Raw genomic sequence first — 16,588 nt, forward strand, 5'->3', positions numbered from 1 at the left:
AAGAGGTTTCCGCAATCGGGAGCGCTTCCGCAATGCGATTTATTTCCATCTCGGCGGCCTTGACCTATACCCCGCTCAGGTGGGAAAGCGGTGATTCAACCCACTCGAATGAGTGATGACCCATTTTTATAAAACTTGCATCGCCCTGCTCCAACAACTGAGTCACCACATTACGCTGCTCCAGCGTCAGCGGCTGTTCGCGCAGATCAGCCCCCAAGGGACGAAGGTTATTTACCTCCTGATAGATGCGGAAGCGCTGTGTACTTGGCAGGGCCAGCGGTGCGCGTTCCTCATCCGGGAGCAAGGTACAGCGGCCGGGCTTGACGGGCTTTAGTGGCCGTTGATGCAGCAAAATATCCTTGAGTTCAGTTCGTGCCGCATCATTGAATAGTGCAGGACTCAGACTACGCTGCTTTTCCCAAAGCGTGTCGAACTCATGTTCAATCATCGCGCGGTCAGCGTAAAAGTCGTATGCCTTGTCCTTTTGGGTTCTCCCCCGAAGCCTGGCGCGTACGCTAAGACGGGCTTCGTGGCGCCTGGCGAGCCATTCCCCCAGGGTCTGGCAATTCTCTTGTTGTAATTTTTCGTGCAGCTCTTTGATGGCCTTTTTGAGCGCGCCGCTGTCATTGTCCTTCTTGTCGGTCTTGCGATTACTCAAAAATCCACGACGCTGGTTGATGTGAAACAGCGCACGGGCGAATTCTGGGCCGGTCAGTGCTTCATACAACCCCTTTTTGCGCAGGGCATAGGGATCGAGAAGCGCCAGTTCCTTGCGGGCTTTCGCATCCTGCGGGAAAAATCCTAGGCGAATCAGCGCGGCCAGCATTCGTGCTTTGCGTTTCAGCAGTCGGTCACGGCGGCGACGCATCTGGCGCGCCAGCCGACGGGTAACGGCTAGCGAAGTGCCATCCTTGGGGTTTCGCCCATCGGAGAAAATCCTGACCCCCATGCGAATAACCGCTACAGGCTCATCTGCGGGATTCAATCGAATCAAACACCAACCTATGGACGTTGACCCTAGGTCCAGCCCGAGCCGATAGCGCATTTTTGGCAGCATGTTGTCCTCCTTGTTGACTAGTGTTATGGCGCGCGTATATCCTCGGATCTGTTTAGATCATCGGGATATGCGCTCTGTCCGCTAACAAGCTGAGAGATGCACCAAATGCGAGGCCGCTATATGCGGCCTCTTTTCATTCTGTGAGACCTACTCCCTCTGCCGCTCAGGTCTGAAGTTACCGTGTTCAGCCAGATGATGGAATAGGCCATGTCGCCACGACTCCGCCCGCGCCTCCATTTCACCCAGTGGGCTACCGCCCCCCACTACTGGTAAACTGTCGGTCCTTTTCTTACCTATTTTCCATCATGACCCTGGCCATCTTCGATCTGGACAACACCCTGCTCGGCGGCGACAGCGACCACCTGTGGGGCCGCTTCCTGGTGGAACAGGGCATCGTCGACGGTGAGTTTTACGAACGCGAGAACAACCGTTTCTATGAGGAGTACAAGGCCGGTACCCTGGATATCCGCGCCTACCAGCGCTTCGCCCTGGCGCCCCTGGTGGGCCAGGCGCCGGAGACCCTGGCGGCCTGGCACCGCCGTTATATGGAGGAGAAGATCGGCGCCATCCTGCTGCCGGCCTCGCGCTACCTGCTGGACTGGCACCGCAGCCAGGGCCATGTGCCGCTGATCATCACCGCCACCAACCGCTTCATCACCGAGCCCATCGTCGCAGCCCTGGGGGTGGAGTACTTCCTCGCCACCGAACCGGAGGTTGTGCACGGCCGCTATACCGGAGATATCACCGGCATCCCCACCTTCCAGCGCGGCAAGGTGGAGCGGCTGGCGCAATGGCTGAACGAGACCGGCTACAACCTGGCCGGGGCCTGGTTCTACAGCGACTCCCACAACGACCTGCCGCTGCTGGAACAGGTGGATAACCCGGTGGCGGTGGACCCGGACGACACCCTGCGCAGCCACGCCGAGGCCAAGGGCTGGGACATCATCACCCTGCGCCGGGGCGAGCGGCCGATGCCGCTTTCAGGGGACGAGATACGGGGGACGGGAGAGCAAGACAACGAGGCTTGATTTTCGTACCGTATCCCTCCGCCCCGCACCGGCTGGCACCGTCCGCCCCACGCAGGCACAATGGCCGGACAACTAGAACGATTCCCAGGCGCCATGCACCGTTTTTCCTTCCCCATCGTCGCCACCATCAGCAGCACCCTGCTGGTGTTGATCTTTGCCCTCATCGGCATGCTGTTCTGGCAGCATGACCGGCGCGAGCTGGAGCACAACCTGGCGCAGGAGTCGGCGGCGCTGCGCACCACCTTCGAGGTGGCGCTGTCCGACCTGGAACAGCAGATGCTGACCCTGGCCACCATGGTGGCGGCCGACCCGCAGGTGCAGGCATTGTTCTATCGCGGCAAGCAGGCATTGGCGGCTGAAGGCGGCGGTCCCGGCGGGCCACGCACCGCACAATTACGTGAAGCCCTCTATGATCAGGTGGCGCCGGCCTGGATTGACATGCAGCAGCAATTCGGCCTGCGTCAACTGCATTTTCAGTTCGGCCCCGGCGCCCTGTCCTATCTGCGCGTGCACACGCCAGAAAAATACGGCGACCGCATGGATGGCCTGCGCCACATCATCGAGGATGTCAACCGCGACCAGCAGCCGCGCACCGGCTTCGAGACCGGCCGCATCTATTCCGGCGTGCGCGGCGTGGTGCCGGTGTGGCACGAGGCCGACGGCGCGCGCGAATACATCGGCGCCCTGGAGGCGGGCACCTCCTTCGAAACCCAACTCGCCCGCCTCGACCAACAGTTCGGCGCCGGCTTCGCCATCCTGCTCAAGCAACAGCACGTGGAAGAAGCCGTATGGGATCAATACCGCCCGCTGAGCGGCCCGCGCGCCGAACAGGGCTGCGGCTGCTATCTGGAGGCGGCATCGCGCGATGAAGTGAAAAGCTGGATGAATGAAACCGTCCTGCCGCGCCTGCAAGACAGCGAAACACTGTCCCGTCTGCTGTCCTGGCAGGGCAAGACCTGGCACCTTACCCGCTTCCCCCTACGCGACTACCAGGGCAAGGTGGACCCGGCGCGGGCCGCGGTGGGTTCGGTTCTGGTGTGGCGCGACAAGACCGCGGTGCTCGCTACCTGGCAACGCCACCAGCGCTTTACCCAGTTCGCCCTGTTCGCCGCCTATCTGATCACCCAGGCCCTGCTCGTCTGGCTGCTGCGCACCACCCGCCGTGGTCTGTTGCAGCGCATCGACGATGCCACTGCCGCCCTCGGCGCGGCTCGCGAACAGTTGGACCTCGCGCTGCGCGGCGCCGACCTCGGCCTGTGGGACTGGCACATTCCCAGCGGCAAGGTCACCTTCAACCAGCGCTGGGCGGAGATGCTGGGCTACCGGCTGGATGAAATCGAACCCCATGTGTCGAGCTGGGAAAGACTGGTGCATCCCGACGACATACCGACCATCAACGCCGCCCTGGAACCGCACCTGAAGGGTGAAACGCCGCACTACGAATCAGAACACCGTATGCGGCACAAGGATGGCCACTGGATTTGGATATTGGACCGCGGCAAAGTGATGGAGCGTGCTGCCGATGGTACGCCGCTGCGCGCCGTCGGCACCCATCTCGATGTCAGTGAACGCAAGACGGCTGAAATGCGCCTGCGTGAAAACGAGGCCGTGCTGCAGCGCGCGCAGGCCGTGAGCCATGTGGGCAGCTGGGAATTGGATGTACCGACCCAGCGCCTCGACTGGTCGGCGGAAACCTACCGCATCTTCGGCCTCGCCCCCGATACCGCCCCCGACTACGCGATGTTCCTGTCGCTCATTCATCCCGATGACCGCGGCCATGTGGATGCGGCCTGGCAGGCCGCCCTGCGCGGAGCACCCTATGACATCGAGCACCGCATCGTGGTCAATGGAGAAATCCGCTGGGTGCGCGAAATGGCCGAGCTGACGGTCGACGAGGCCGGCGCACTGCTCTCCGCCTTGGGCACGGTGCAGGACATCACCGATCTCAAACGTATGGAGCTGGAGCTGCGTGCCAGTGAAGAGCGTTACCGCACCACCTTTGCCGCCGTCGAGGACGGCCTATGGGAATGGGATGTGCCGGCCAATCATGTCACCTGGGACGAACGCAGTTATCGCATGCTCGGCTACGAACCCAATGCATTCGCGGTCACCTTCGAAACCTGGCTGAGTCTGATCCATCCCGATGACGTGCAGAGCGCGCGGACAGAAGTACAAACACAGTTGGCCCGTGGCGCAACCTTTAGCACCGACTATCGCTACCGCTGTGCCGACGGCAGCTGGCTCTGGGTGCAGGGCCGTGGCAAGGTGGTGGAGTGGAAGAACGGCGAGCAGATACGGGTAGTCGGCACGCACACCGACATCTCCGTGCGCAAGAAGGCGGAAGAGGCCCTGCACGCCACCCATGCCCGTCTGGCCACGGTCATCGAAAGCTTCCACGGCGCCATCCTGCTGGAGGATGAGACCCGCCACATCGCGCTGGTCAATCAAACCTTCTGCGATATGTTCGCCATCCCTGTTGCCCCGGAGGCGCTCATCGGCAGCGACTGCGCCAGCAGTGCCGAACAGGTCAAGGCCCTGTTTGCGCAACCGGAACGCTTCGTGCAGCGCATAACCGAGGCGGTGACACGGAGAGAGGCCGTGATCGGCGAGGAGATCAATATGGCCGACGGCCGCGCCCTGGAGCGCGACTATCTGCCCATCGTCAGCGGCGAGACCTTCCTCGGCCATCTGTGGCTGTACCGCGACATCACCGAACGCAAGGAGCGCGAGCTGGAGCTGCGCCGCCTCGCCACCACCGACATCCTCACCGGCCTGCCCAACCGCCGTCACTTCCTCGAGCGCCTGGAACAGGAGCTGGCCCGCTTCCACCGTTTCGGCAAACCTACCGCCCTGCTGATGATCGACATCGATCACTTCAAGCAGGTCAACGACAATTACGGCCATGCCATGGGCGATGCGGTGTTGCGCCACTTCGCCGACCTCACCCTCGGCAGCCTGCGCAAGCTGGACCTGGCCGGCCGTCTCGGCGGCGAGGAATTCGCGGTGCTGCTGCCCGGCGCCGATGCGGATGGCGCCCATCTCTTCGCCGAGCGCCTGCGCCAGAAAGTGGAAAGCCATCCCTGCCTCTCCGCCGCCCACGACGTGGCCATCACCGTGAGCATCGGCCTCACCCTGTTCATCGACACCGACGTGGGCGCCGATCTGCCCCTGGCCCGTGCCGATGCCGCCCTCTACCGCGCCAAGCAGAACGGGCGCAACCGGGTGGAAATAGGCTAACTGCCCCTGCCATGCGCCTCGCCCTGCTCCCCCTGCTCCTGCTACTGACGCTGGCCTGCTTTGCCGTCGGCCTCAGCAGTGGCAGCGTAGCGGTACCGCTGAGCGAAATCATGTCGGCACTGTGGGGGAGCGACACGCTGCACAGCACGGTGATCCTGGAACTGCGTCTGCCGCGCCTGCTCGCCGCCTTTGCCGTGGGCGGACTGCTCGCCGTGGCCGGTGCGCTGTTGCAGGTGCTGCTGCGCAATCCGCTGGCCGACCCTTACATACTCGGCATCTCCGGCGGCGCCGCAGTGGCGGCCTTGCTCGCCATGCTGGCCGGCCTCGGCGGCTGGTGGGTAAGCGGCAGCGCCCTGTTCGGTGCGCTCGGTTCCATGCTGCTGGTGTTCGGCCTGGCGCACAGTGCCGGCAGCTGGACGCCGACACGGCTGCTGCTCACCGGCGTGGTGGTGGCTGCCGCCTGGGGCGCGCTGATCAGCTTCCTGCTGGCGGTGGCGCCGGAACACAATCTGCGCGGCATGCTGTTCTGGCTGATGGGTGATCTGTCCCACGGCGGCGAGTGGCACGCACCGCTGGCGCTGCTCATCGTCGGCCTGCTTCTGCTGTTGCCCTACGCGCGCGAACTGAACCTGCTGGCGCGCGGCGAGATCACCGCCGGCAGCCTCGGTGTCCACGTCGGCCGCCTGCGACTGATTATTTATTTCGCCGCCTCGCTGCTCACCGCTGCCGCCGTCACCACCGCCGGCAGCGTCGGCTTCGTCGGCCTCATCGTGCCGCACATGCTGCGCCTCATCGCCGGTTCCGATCATCGCCTGCTGCTGCCCGCCAGCGCTCTGCTCGGCGGCAGCTTGCTGATGCTGGCCGACACCTTGGCGCGCAGCCTCATCGCTCCGCAACAACTGCCGGTGGGCGTGCTCACTGCACTCATCGGCGCGCCGGTATTTCTCTATCTGCTGCACCGCGAGGCGCGGCACTGATGGAACTGCTGCGCGCCACCTCGATCGACATCGACCTCGCCGGCCGCACGCTGCTGCGCGACCTCAACCTGGCTGTGCATACCAGCCAGTGCTGGGCCCTGCTCGGCGCCAACGGCACCGGCAAGACCACCTTGCTGCACACCCTGGCCGGACTGCGCCCACCGCAGGGAGGCAGCCTGTGGCTGCAGGGCGCAGCGCTGGCACGTCTGCCGCGCCGTGTCGTCGCGCAGCGCCTCGGCCTGTTGCCGCAGGACAGCAACGACAGCTTCCCCGCCAGCGTGCTGGAAACCGCCCTCATCGGCCGCCATCCGCATCTCGGCCGCTGGCACAATGAAGGCGCAGACGATGTGGCCCTGGCCCGTCAGGCCCTGGCCCAGGTGGATCTGGCCGGCTATGAGTCCCGCCCCTGTCACACCCTGTCCGGCGGTGAGCGCCGCCGCCTCGCCCTCGCCACCCTGCTCACCCAGGCGCCGCCGCTGATGCTGCTGGACGAACCCACCAATCATCTCGACCTCAGCCACCAGATCGGCGCCCTGCAACACCTGCGCCATCTGGCCGACAGCGCGGGCCGTGCCGTAGTGATGGCCCTGCACGACATCAACCTGGCGGCCCGTTACTGCGACCATGCCCTGCTGCTGTTTGGCGATGGCACCTGGCAGGCCGGTTCCACCGCAGAGCTGTTCACCGAAACCACGCTGTCGCGTCTCTACGGCCATCCGATCCAGGCCTGCAACGCCCCCAACGGACACAACGCCTTCCTCCCTGCCTGAATCACTGTCTACTCCCCGGCGGTTTCGGGTACAGTGTCCAGAGGGGGCGATGGAGATGCACCGTTGGGAAGCGAAGGTCTACGCGAAATTCTTGCTGCTGGCGCTGGCGCTGGTGATGCTGGTCGCCACCTTGCAAACTCTGTTCTTCGTCGGCCAGCCCGACTGGCGCTTCTTCCTCATGCCCGCCTTCGTCGCCAGCCTGTTCGGTGTGGTCCTCGGCCACGTGGCGGTCCTCAAGCGCCGGCTCGAAAAGGCGACCACGCTGCAGGAGGCGCAGATCGCGGAACGGACCTGGAAGCTCTCGCTGCAGAACACCACCCTCGATGCCATCAACCGGCGCCTGCCGTTGGTGGAAATCCTCGATACCCTGGCACGCCGCCTCGAACACAGACATCCGGAGCGGTTGTGCGCCATCCTGTTGCAGGAGTATGACGGCCGCCACCTGCTGCCGGGGGCCGCGCCACGTCTGTCGCCCCACGCCTTGCGCGGCTTATATGACGCGAACCTGTTTGAAGACCGCACCCTGGCGGAGTTCCTGTCTGTACCGCGCATGGCGCAGGACATGCAGGCCGAGGACTTGCCGCAGGCGTTGCGTGATTTCGGCGTGCGCGCCGAATTGGCCTCTTTCTGGACCCACCCGCTGTGGGACCACACGGGGCAGGCACTGGGCCTGTTCATCCTTGGCCATCGCCATGGCGGTGCGCTGACCGGTGAAGAGCAGGACCACTTCGATACCGCCGTCCGCCTTGCCCTGCTCGCCATCGAACACAATCGCTACAACGAAGAGCTTGTGGGCCTCAACGAACGCCTCACCGCCCTGGTGGAAGCGATCCCCGACGCCATCTTCTTCAAGGACGGTGCCGGCCGCTGGCTAGTCACCAACGCCGCTGCCCAACGCCTGTTCCGCCTGCATGAGTTCGCCTGGCAGGGCCATACCGATGCCGAAATGGCCGAGCAGCGCCCCGCCTTCCGCGAGGCCCATCTGTCCTGTCTTGCCGACGACGAAACGGCCTGGCTCAGGGGCGAACTCACCCTGTTCGAGGAGCAGGTACCGGAGGAAGACGGCCGGCACCAGTTCGAGGTGCGCAAGATGCCGCTGTTCGAGGCGGACGGCGCGCGCAAGGCCCTGGTGGTCATCGGCCGCGACATCACGGCGCAACGCGAGCGCGAGCAGGAGCTGCGCATCGCTGCCATCACCTTTGAATCACAGGAGGGCATGTTGATCGCCGATGCCGCCGGTATCATCCTGCGCGTCAATGCGGCCTTCGTCGAGCAGACCGGCTACAGTGCCGAGGAGGTCATCGGACAGCCGGTCGGCATACTCAAATCCGGGCGACACAATAAAGACTTTTACCGTGTCATGTGGGGCGCGCTCAACGCCGATGGCTACTGGCAGGGCGAGGTATGGAACCGGCGCAAGAGCGGTGATGTTTATCCGGTATGGCTGACCATCACAGCCGTCACCGATCACAACGACCAGTTGACGCATTACGTCGGCACCTATTCGGACATCACCGAACGCAAGGAGGCGGAGGAGCGCATCCGTCATCTCGCCTTCTACGATCCGCTCACCGGCCTGCCCAACCGCCGCCTGCTGCTCGACCGCCTGCATCAGGCCCAGGCTGGCAGCAACCGTAGCGGCCGTTATGGCGCCCTGCTGTTCATCGATCTCGACAACTTCAAGACGCTCAACGATACCCAGGGCCATGTGGTCGGCGACATGCTGCTGACGGAGGTGGCAGAGCGGCTGCGTCGCTGTGTCCGTGAAGGCGATACGGTGGCGCGCCTCGGCGGTGATGAATTCGTGGTGTTGCTGGAAGGGCTGAGCAGCGACCCGGATCGCGCCGCCGCACTGGCGGAGACGGCAGCGGAAAAATTCCGTGCCGCCATCATTCAGCCCTACCACCTGCGCGAGCGTGAACACCACAGCAGTCCGAGTATCGGTATCAGCCTGTATCTCGGCCACGCGGAGAGTAGCGAGGACTTGCTCAAGCGTGCCGACCTGGCCATGTACCAGGCCAAATCCGCCGGACGCAACACCATCCGCTTCTTCGATCCGGCGATGCAGGCGGCGGTGGAGATGCGCGCGGCATTGGAAACGGATTTGCGCCGTGCCGTGCAGGAGAAGCAGTTTGCGCTGCACTACCAGATCCAGTTCGACAGCGACGGCCGGGTGCGCGGCGCCGAGGCCCTGCTGCGCTGGATCCATCCGCAGCGCGGCATCATCGCACCGGCCGACTTCATTCCGCTGGCCGAGGAGACCGGCCTGATCCTGCCCATCGGCCAGTGGGTGCTGGAGAGCGCCTGCGCTCAACTCAAGCAGTGGGAAGGCCATCCCGAGGGCCGTCATTTGAAACTGGCGGTGAACATCAGTGCGCGCCAGTTCTACCAGCCGGATTTTGTGGCGCGGGTACGCGACACCCTGCAGCGGCACGGTATCGACCCGACGCGCTTGAAGCTGGAGCTGACGGAAACCCTGGTGCTGGACGATATCGACGACACGGTGCGCAAGATGAGCGCGCTGAAGGACCTGGGCTGCCGCTTCTCCCTCGACGACTTCGGCACCGGCTATTCATCCCTCGCCTACCTGCGCCGCCTGCCGCTGGACGAGTTGAAGATCGATCAATCCTTCGTGCGCGACGTCACCATCGATCCCAATGACGACGCCATCGTGCGCGCCATCATCGCCATGGCCGACAGCCTCGGCCTCGACACCCTCGCCGAAGGCGTGGAGACCGCGGCACAGAAGCAGTTCCTGCACCAGCACGGCTGCAATGCCTTCCAGGGGTTTCTGTTCGGACGGCCCGTGGCAATCGACGAGTTCGATGCCCAGTTAGCGAAGGTCTGAATAAGTCCAGCCTGGACTTCTCAGCCCTGCTCCAGCCAGCGGATCAGGGCCTCCCACTGACGCTGGTCCTGGGCCACGCCGGAGCGATTGAGGTCGTGCACACCGAGGCCGATCTCGGCGGCGCGCACGTAGTTCTGGGTGTCGCGCAGACGGGCGACGAAGGGGATGTTGAGGGAGTTGAGGAATTTTTCCAGCGACTGGTAGACCTTGGTGTTCTCGCGCACCCGGTTGGCCACCACACCGACGCGGATATTGCGTGCGCGCACCTTGGCCACCAGCAACAGATCCTGAATGAAACGCGAGGCCGCGTGGATGTCGATGGGCGAGGGCAACACCGGGATCAGAATGGCGTCGATCTCGCGCATCAGCTCGATGAGCTGGTGTCCCTGCACACCGGCGGGGGCGTCGAGCACCACCCGTTCGGCACCATCGGGGATGCGCAGCAGAAAGGAGCGCGTTACACCGGACACCACCGGACGATGGGCGGACACACCGTGGATCGGTTTGGCCTCCGTACCACGCAGCGACAGCCACTGCATGGAAGAGCCCTGCGGGTCGTGATCGATGAGCACCGTGCCGCGGCCCTGGCGCGCGTAATAGCTGGCGAGATTGGTGGCGATGGTGGTCTTGCCGCAACCGCCCTTGGCGTTGATCACCAGAATCTGACGCACCGGCGAGGCAAGGCCGGCCATCCGCCCCATGGGCTGGGTGGCGCCACGCAATGCTGTCGGCATGCCTTGTTCCATGATTCGCGACACTCTATCCATAAAGTTACAGCTCACACCTAATCCATTACGACAAATAATAACTGTAACTTTAACATATTCCTTAATTTTTTCTCCAAGAGAAATTCTACACCGGGGCCGTTGCCGTCACCGAGAGGCGGCTCACATCCGCCTAGCGCTCGATGACATATTGCAGATCGGCGCCGCCCTGCTCGCCGCCCTGCTCCATCTTCAAGCTCCAGTGGGATGAAAGCTGGTAGCGCAGACGCCAGCGGTTGGCCGTCTCCCACAGCCCCACCGCATACTGAAGGTATAGCCGCGGACTCAGATATTTGCCCAGCACCACCGCCGCCTCGTCACTGGTACGGCCCTGCTCCAGGCTGACCTCGTCCAAGCCGAATTGCAGCGCGACGCCGCGGGCGGCGCGGTCGCCGCCGAGGGCGAAGGCGGCGCGGTAGAGGGCATCGGCCTCGGTGCGCGAGGTGGCGGTCAGAGGCCGCCCCAGCACCAGCCAGGCCAAGGCCTCGCTCTCCTCCAGCACCGGCACCGAGAACAGACGCAGGCGCGGGTCTTTCAGCCGCCCCCCCACCTCCACGCCCACCACTTGTTCCGGGTCCGGCAGCGGGCGCACCGCACGCACATCCAGACCCGGATTGTCCGGCGGGCTGTCCACGAACAGCAGGCGGCCGCGCTCCACCACCAGATTCTGGCCATAGGCCTCGTAGCGGCCGTCATGGATATTGAGTTCGCCCTGGGCGCGGGTCAGGCCCGGCGTCTCGCCGCGCAGGGTCACTGCCCCGGCCAGACGACCGGAAAAACCGTAGCCCTCCAGCCGCACCCGCTCGCCGGCCACCAGGCGCAGGTCCAGCAACAGGCGCCAGCGGCGCTGCGCCGCCGCCTCCTCCGCCGCATCCAGGATCACCTCGTCCGGCGACACCTCCACCACCGTGGGCAGGCGCGGCAGGTTGATGTCGGCCTGCGGCACCTCCAACTGTCCGCGCACCTCCACCTTGCCCGGCTCCAGCACCACCTGCAGATCGGGCGACACCAGGGCACGGGCCTGCACCAACCGCAACAGCTCGAAGCGCTCACCCTTGAGGCCCACCTCGGCGCGCCAGTGGCCGAAGTGTTCCGAGGCCAAGACGCCACTCACGGCCAGTTGCCCCGCGCCGGAGCGGGCAGCGCCGCTCAGGGTCAGGGTACGACCGTCGGCGGAACGCCCCTCCAGGGACAGGGCGGTGAGATGGATACCGGCGGCCGGCAGCATCACATTGCCATCGCGCAGACTGAACTCACCGCTCAGGGCGGGCTCACTCAGGCGGCCGGCCAGTTGCAGGTGCGCCTGCAGCCGCCCCTGCGGGCGCAGCAGATTGGGCTCCAGGTAGGTGAGCCAATCCAGCCGCTCCGCCTCCAGGTCGAGGCGGCCCCGCACCGGCTGGGCAGCGGTCAGCGGCTGGCCCGGCAGCCAGCCGGGCAGGGACAGCCGCACCTGCGCGGCGCCGCCGTCCTCGGCCACCGCCTGAAGCTCGGCGACCAGCCCCGCCACCGCGCCATCCACATGAAGATGCAGGGTACGCAAGGCGCTCTCCACGGCGCCGTCGGGCAGGCGGTAGCGCAGGCGTCCGTCGGCTACACCGAGGCGCGCGGTGAGTATGGTCATGGCAACGGCATCGCCCTCCGCCACCACGACACCGCCCGCATGGCCGCTCAGGGCCAGGTCCGAACGGGGCAGCCAGGGCTCCAGCAGGGCCAGCGGCACGCCGGCCAGGGCGCCGGTGGCCTGCCAGCGCCCGACAGCGGATGCGCCGGCGATGCACACCTCCCCCTGTCCCTGCCAGCACCAGGACTGCAGCTCACCGCCCTCAGCCCCCCAGACCAGACCGGCCGGCGCCGCCTGCCAGCGGCCCAGGCGCGGCAGGTCCAGTTGGCCACGGTGCAATGCGCCGGACCAGCGCCCCTCCGCCCAGCTCCCTCGCCCCGCCACCTCGAGACTGCCACCCCCGGCGGGCCGTGCCTCCAGGCTCAGATCATGCCGGGCTGCGCTGCCGCGGGCGTGCAAGCGCGCCGACTCCAGCCGCTGACCGCCATGCTCCAGACCACTCAACTGCAGGTCCAGATGCCAGGGGGCCACCCCGGCCAGGTCCACGTCGGCACGCACGCCGGTCTGCGCCAGACGCGCCCCGGCCCAGGCCAAGCCCTGACCCTCGCCCTCCAGGCGTAGGCGCGGCGTCCGTACCGGGCCGTCGACCCGGCCGCCGAACGTGAGCCGCCCCGTCGCCGCCGGCCACAGCTCGGCCAGATCGGCGGCCTCCAGTTGCCAGCGCATATCCCACTGGGCGCCGACGCCGCCGCCGGCACTGAGGCGCGTGCCTCCGCTGTGCAGTTCCAGCCGTGTGATCTGCGCCTGCCCGCCGTCCTGCCAGCGGCCGCTGGCCTCCACCTCGCCGCCGAGACGGGCGGGCCAGCGTGCATCAATCTGTCGCGGCTCCGCATCGGCCATCCCCAGCCGCAGGCGCCAGTCCAGGCCATCGCGCCAGGCCAGCGTCGCCGCGCCATGCCACGTCCCCCCCAGCCACTGCCCGGCCAGGGTGGACAGCGTGATGGCATCGAGGCTGCCGGCAAAGTCAGCGCTCACCTGCCCCGGCGGCAGACCCTCCCGCACCGCGCTGGCGCCAAACCGGCCGCGGTAATCCTCCGGTCGACCGACGGCGTCCAGGCGGCCGCTGCTGCGCCAGCCCGGCAGCAGGGCATGGCTGAACTCCGTCCACTGCGCCGCCAGCCGGGCCGCGGCCTCGCCGCCGGGCCAGGCGCCGTTCAACACCAGCTCGCCGCTGCCCTGTAGTGGCCGCAAGGCCAGCCGCTCCAGCTGCAATCCACCTGCGCCATAGGCGGCACGGCCGCCGTAGCTCCAGCGACCGGCCCGGGCCTCGGTCAGCGCGCCCTCCGCCTCCAGGCTGAACTCGTCCCCCACGCCTGCCAACCGGCCGCGCCCGCCCAGGGTCAGCGCCGGCCAGTCGGGGTGCAGGCCGGCCAGGTCCAGCTCGGGCAGCTCGAACGCCGCCTGCCAGCGCAGCGGCGACGCCTGCCAGGCCAGCGTGCCGTCGATACTCGCGGCGAAGGGTGCGCTGAACCGCGCCGTCAGGCGCGGCTCCAGGAAGTGGCCACTCACCCGCCCCTCGCCGGCCAGCGCCCACTGCGCCACGGTCAACGCCCATTGCGCCGTCAGGTCCGACTCCCGGTCGGGGCCGGTGGCCAGAACGCCATCGAGCTGGATTTCGCCCCAGGGGCCACGCACGGCAAGGGGTGCCAGCCGCAGCCGCGTGCCGCGCCAGTGGCCGTCGAGGCGCACCTCGTCGATGGGCAGCGGTTCAAGCTGAGGGAGTTGCAGGGACAGCTCGCGCAGTACCGCCCCCTGCACCGACAGGGCCAGGGGCAATACCACGGCGGCGGGCAGGGCGGTGTCCCCGCCCCCCTCCGTCTGCTCCAGCCGTATCCCCTGCGCGGTCACATCGTGCAGGGCCAGCCGCCCCGCCAGCAGCCAGCCCGGCTGCCAGTCCAGCGAAAGGGAGTCCACCGCCAGCCCCATTCCGTCCAGCTCCAGGCGCAAGCCTTCCGCCCGCACGGGGCCGAGCAAGCGCCCGCTCACCCGCTCCGCTGTCAGGCGGCCGTCCAGCGCCGTCGCCGCACGGGCCCAGGCCCAGGCCAGCCCGGCCTCGGTGGCCAGCAACCACCAGGTCGCGCCGCCGGCGACCAGCAGCGCCAGGAGGGGAACGCCCCACAGCAGGCGCCGCAGCCTCACAGGTCCGGCCCCACGGTGAGATGCAGCCGCCACTCCGGCTTGGCCTCGTGCACCGGCGAGGCCACATCCAGACGCAGTGCGCCGAAGGGCAGGCGCCAGCGCAGGCCGGCGCCGGCACCCTTCATCACCTCGAGGCCGTCGTCGTCGAAGGCGTTGCCGGCGTCGTAGAACAGGGCGGCGCCGAAGCGCGAACCGAAGTAGTACTCGTATTCCGCCGAGGCCACCGCCAGGTGGCGGCCGCCCAGCACCTCGCCATCGGCATTGGTGGGGCCGAGGGATTTGTAGGCGTAGCCGCGGATGGAGTTGTCGCCGCCGGCGAAGAAGCGCAGCGAGGCGGGGATACGCTCGAAGTGCGGCGTCTGGCTGGCGCCGAGATCGGCGCGGGTGATGAGGCGGCCGCCGGCGAAGGGCAGCACCGCCTTGGCGCGCAGGATGCCCTGCAACAGGCTGGCGTCGGAACCCAGGGTCTCGCTGGCGCCGCGCAGTTCGGCGCCGAGGCGCCAACCCTGGGTGGGGAACAGGCGATCGTCCGCCTCCACCCGCTGCCAGTTGGCGCTGGGCAGCACCAGGGTGGTGACGTCGCTCTGATCGGCGACGGTGTAGCGTTCGTTGTGCACGGTCAGCGCCAGGGTGCGTTGCCAGCGCGCCAGCATCAGGGTGAGGCCGGCGCCGACAGTAAGGGTCTCGCGCGTGCTGGTGTCCAGATCCTCACGCTCCCAGCCGCCGCTGAAGGAGAGGAAGTCGCTGCTGGGGCGCGCCAGCGGAATGCGGTACACGGCGCGCACGCCGGACTGGATTTCCGAGAAGGTGGTTTCCACGTTGAGACGGTGACCGTCGCGGTTCACCCGGCGCTGCTCCATGCCAAGGCTGATGCGTGGCCCGGTGTCGGTGCCGTAACCCTGGCCGAAGGTGTAGCGGGTGGGCGGTTTGAGGCGCAGGCGCACCTCCACCGGCACCTGGCCTGCGGCGGCCGTCTCCGGCTCGGCGCGCACCTCGATGAACTCGAAGTAGTCGCTGTCGGCCAGGGTGCGCTGCAGCTCGAACAGCCGCTCCGCATCGAACGGCTCGCCGGGCGCGAAGGTGAGATAGCGCCGCAGCAATTCCTCGTTCAGCGCCACCGCATCGAAACGCACCGGCCCGAACACATGACGCGTCCCGCTCACCAGATGCAGCACCACGCGGGCGCTGTTGTCGGCCAGGGTCACCTCCAGCGCCTGCTGCACCAGACGCGCCTCGAAGTAGCCGCGATCGCGCGCCAGTTGCAGCAGTTCGCGCTTGGCCCGTTCATAGGGGGCATGCTCCAGTACACCGCCCACGCGCAGCGGGAATGCCGCGCGCCAGGCGAGAAAGGCGGGGTCCTGTGCCGCCGGCCCGTCCAACTCCAGCGCCAGTTCACGCACCCGCACCGGCGCGCCGGGGGTGATGCGGTAGAGCGCCAGCCAGCCGCCGTCGCGCTCGCTCAAGGTCGCCGCCACCTCGGCGCGGTAATAGCCGAAGGGGCGCAGGGCCTCGCGGATCTCCGCCTCGGCGCGCTGGTGCAGGCGGCGCAGACGGTGTTCCTCCAGCAGAGGATGGGTACGCTCCGTCTCCAGCGTCAGACGCTGCATCACGTTGTCGTACAGTTCCCCGTCGATGCCCTCCACGCGCACCTCGACCGCCAGCGCGGCCCAGGCCAGCGCGGGAACGAAACACAGCAGGAACAGCGCGATACGGATAGGAGTCATGGCCGGAGTAGCGAGAATACCTGCTCATATCCTAACCCATCGCCATCGGCGGCAACGGTCGACGTCAGCATTTCCATCGCCGCACCCTCATCGTTCCCACGCAGAGCGTGGGAACGATAAAAAGAAGCCGCCCAGTCCGTCCTTGACCATCCCGCCCGCAGCGCGTAAAGTGCGCCCCACGTTTCAGGTGTTCCGCGGGATGACCGTCCCGAGGAATGAAACGGGAAGCCGGTGCGCGAAATTTTTCTTCGCAATTCCGGCGCTGCCCCCGCAACGGTAGGCGGTGAGGGCTGGCCACAACGCCACTGCGCGCAAGCGTGGGAAGGCGGTCAGTCCAGGGATCGAATCCCGCACCGCGAGCCCGGAGACCGGCCTGAAGCGACGAGTCCATCGGACTCATCGTTCCAGTGCTGCGGCGGGCGG

The 16,588-nt window shown here is 66.7% G+C and carries 9 protein-coding genes and 1 riboswitch; of the genes, 5 read left to right on the forward strand and 4 right to left on the reverse strand.

Annotated features, from left to right (window positions below):
• Positions 1 to 64 precede the first annotated feature (64 nt).
• The gene (gene cas9 / locus ACMV8A_RS05570) at positions 65 to 1,057 is read right to left on the reverse strand and encodes a type II CRISPR RNA-guided endonuclease Cas9 (protein ID WP_495324776.1); all 993 of its coding nucleotides are present in this window, start codon (positions 1,055 to 1,057) and stop codon (positions 65 to 67) included.
• A gap of 305 nt (positions 1,058 to 1,362) precedes the next feature.
• Here cas9 and ACMV8A_RS05575 point away from each other — a divergent pair, with 305 nt between their 5' ends.
• The 5 genes from ACMV8A_RS05575 (at position 1,363) to ACMV8A_RS05595 (ending at position 9,917) form a co-directional block, all read left to right on the forward strand.
• On the forward strand, positions 1,363 to 2,085 hold the full coding sequence (locus tag ACMV8A_RS05575) for a histidinol-phosphatase (protein WP_495324777.1): 723 nt from the start codon (positions 1,363 to 1,365) through the stop codon (positions 2,083 to 2,085).
• Positions 2,086 to 2,178: 93 nt separating this feature from the next.
• Entirely contained in the window at positions 2,179 to 5,322 is a 3,144-nt protein-coding gene (locus ACMV8A_RS05580) for a PAS domain-containing protein (protein WP_495324778.1), read from the forward strand.
• An 11-nt stretch (positions 5,323 to 5,333) separates the two neighbouring features.
• Positions 5,334 to 6,299, forward strand: a complete 966-nt coding sequence (locus tag ACMV8A_RS05585) for a FecCD family ABC transporter permease (RefSeq protein ID WP_495324779.1) — start codon at positions 5,334 to 5,336, stop codon at positions 6,297 to 6,299.
• Positions 6,299 to 7,069: an ABC transporter ATP-binding protein gene (locus ACMV8A_RS05590; RefSeq protein WP_495324780.1), complete on the forward strand. Its 771-nt coding sequence runs from the start codon at positions 6,299 to 6,301 to the stop codon at positions 7,067 to 7,069. Before ACMV8A_RS05585 ends, ACMV8A_RS05590 begins: the two co-directional genes overlap by 1 nt.
• A gap of 55 nt (positions 7,070 to 7,124) precedes the next feature.
• The gene (locus ACMV8A_RS05595) at positions 7,125 to 9,917 is read left to right on the forward strand and encodes a sensor domain-containing phosphodiesterase (RefSeq protein WP_495324781.1); all 2,793 of its coding nucleotides are present in this window, start codon (positions 7,125 to 7,127) and stop codon (positions 9,915 to 9,917) included.
• Positions 9,918 to 9,937: 20 nt separating this feature from the next.
• Here ACMV8A_RS05595 and ACMV8A_RS05600 read toward each other — a convergent pair whose 3' ends face one another.
• The 3 genes from ACMV8A_RS05600 to ACMV8A_RS05610 form a co-directional block, all read right to left on the reverse strand.
• Positions 9,938 to 10,651, reverse strand: a complete 714-nt coding sequence (locus tag ACMV8A_RS05600; protein WP_495324782.1) for a nucleotide-binding protein — start codon at positions 10,649 to 10,651, stop codon at positions 9,938 to 9,940.
• 163 nt (positions 10,652 to 10,814) lie between these two features.
• Positions 10,815 to 14,441: a translocation/assembly module TamB domain-containing protein gene (locus ACMV8A_RS05605; protein WP_495324783.1), complete on the reverse strand. Its 3,627-nt coding sequence runs from the start codon at positions 14,439 to 14,441 to the stop codon at positions 10,815 to 10,817.
• Positions 14,438 to 16,165, reverse strand: coding sequence for an autotransporter assembly complex protein TamA (locus ACMV8A_RS05610; RefSeq protein ID WP_495324784.1), 1,728 nt, complete (start codon positions 16,163 to 16,165; stop codon positions 14,438 to 14,440). The genes ACMV8A_RS05605 and ACMV8A_RS05610 overlap by 4 nt, the downstream gene beginning before the upstream one ends.
• A 168-nt stretch (positions 16,166 to 16,333) precedes the next feature.
• Positions 16,334 to 16,556, forward strand: a riboswitch (cobalamin riboswitch).
• Positions 16,557 to 16,588 lie beyond the last annotated feature (32 nt).

This window comes from Sulfurivermis sp., from assembly GCF_059410345.1.

Excerpts from the sequence above, each read along its gene's own strand:
- ACMV8A_RS05575 (WP_495324777.1), top strand. The coding sequence starts at position 1,363 with ATGACCCTGGCCATCTTCGATCTGGACAACACCCTGCTCGGCGGCGAC.
- ACMV8A_RS05610 (WP_495324784.1), bottom strand. The coding sequence starts at position 16,165 with ATGACTCCTATCCGTATCGCGCTGTTCCTGCTGTGTTTCGTTCCCGCG.
- ACMV8A_RS05580 (WP_495324778.1), top strand. The coding sequence starts at position 2,179 with ATGCACCGTTTTTCCTTCCCCATCGTCGCCACCATCAGCAGCACCCTG.
- ACMV8A_RS05595 (WP_495324781.1), top strand. The coding sequence starts at position 7,125 with ATGCACCGTTGGGAAGCGAAGGTCTACGCGAAATTCTTGCTGCTGGCG.
- ACMV8A_RS05600 (WP_495324782.1), bottom strand. The coding sequence starts at position 10,651 with ATGCCGACAGCATTGCGTGGCGCCACCCAGCCCATGGGGCGGATGGCC.
- cas9 (WP_495324776.1), bottom strand. The coding sequence starts at position 1,057 with ATGCTGCCAAAAATGCGCTATCGGCTCGGGCTGGACCTAGGGTCAACG.
- ACMV8A_RS05585 (WP_495324779.1), top strand. The coding sequence starts at position 5,334 with ATGCGCCTCGCCCTGCTCCCCCTGCTCCTGCTACTGACGCTGGCCTGC.
- ACMV8A_RS05590 (WP_495324780.1), top strand. The coding sequence starts at position 6,299 with ATGGAACTGCTGCGCGCCACCTCGATCGACATCGACCTCGCCGGCCGC.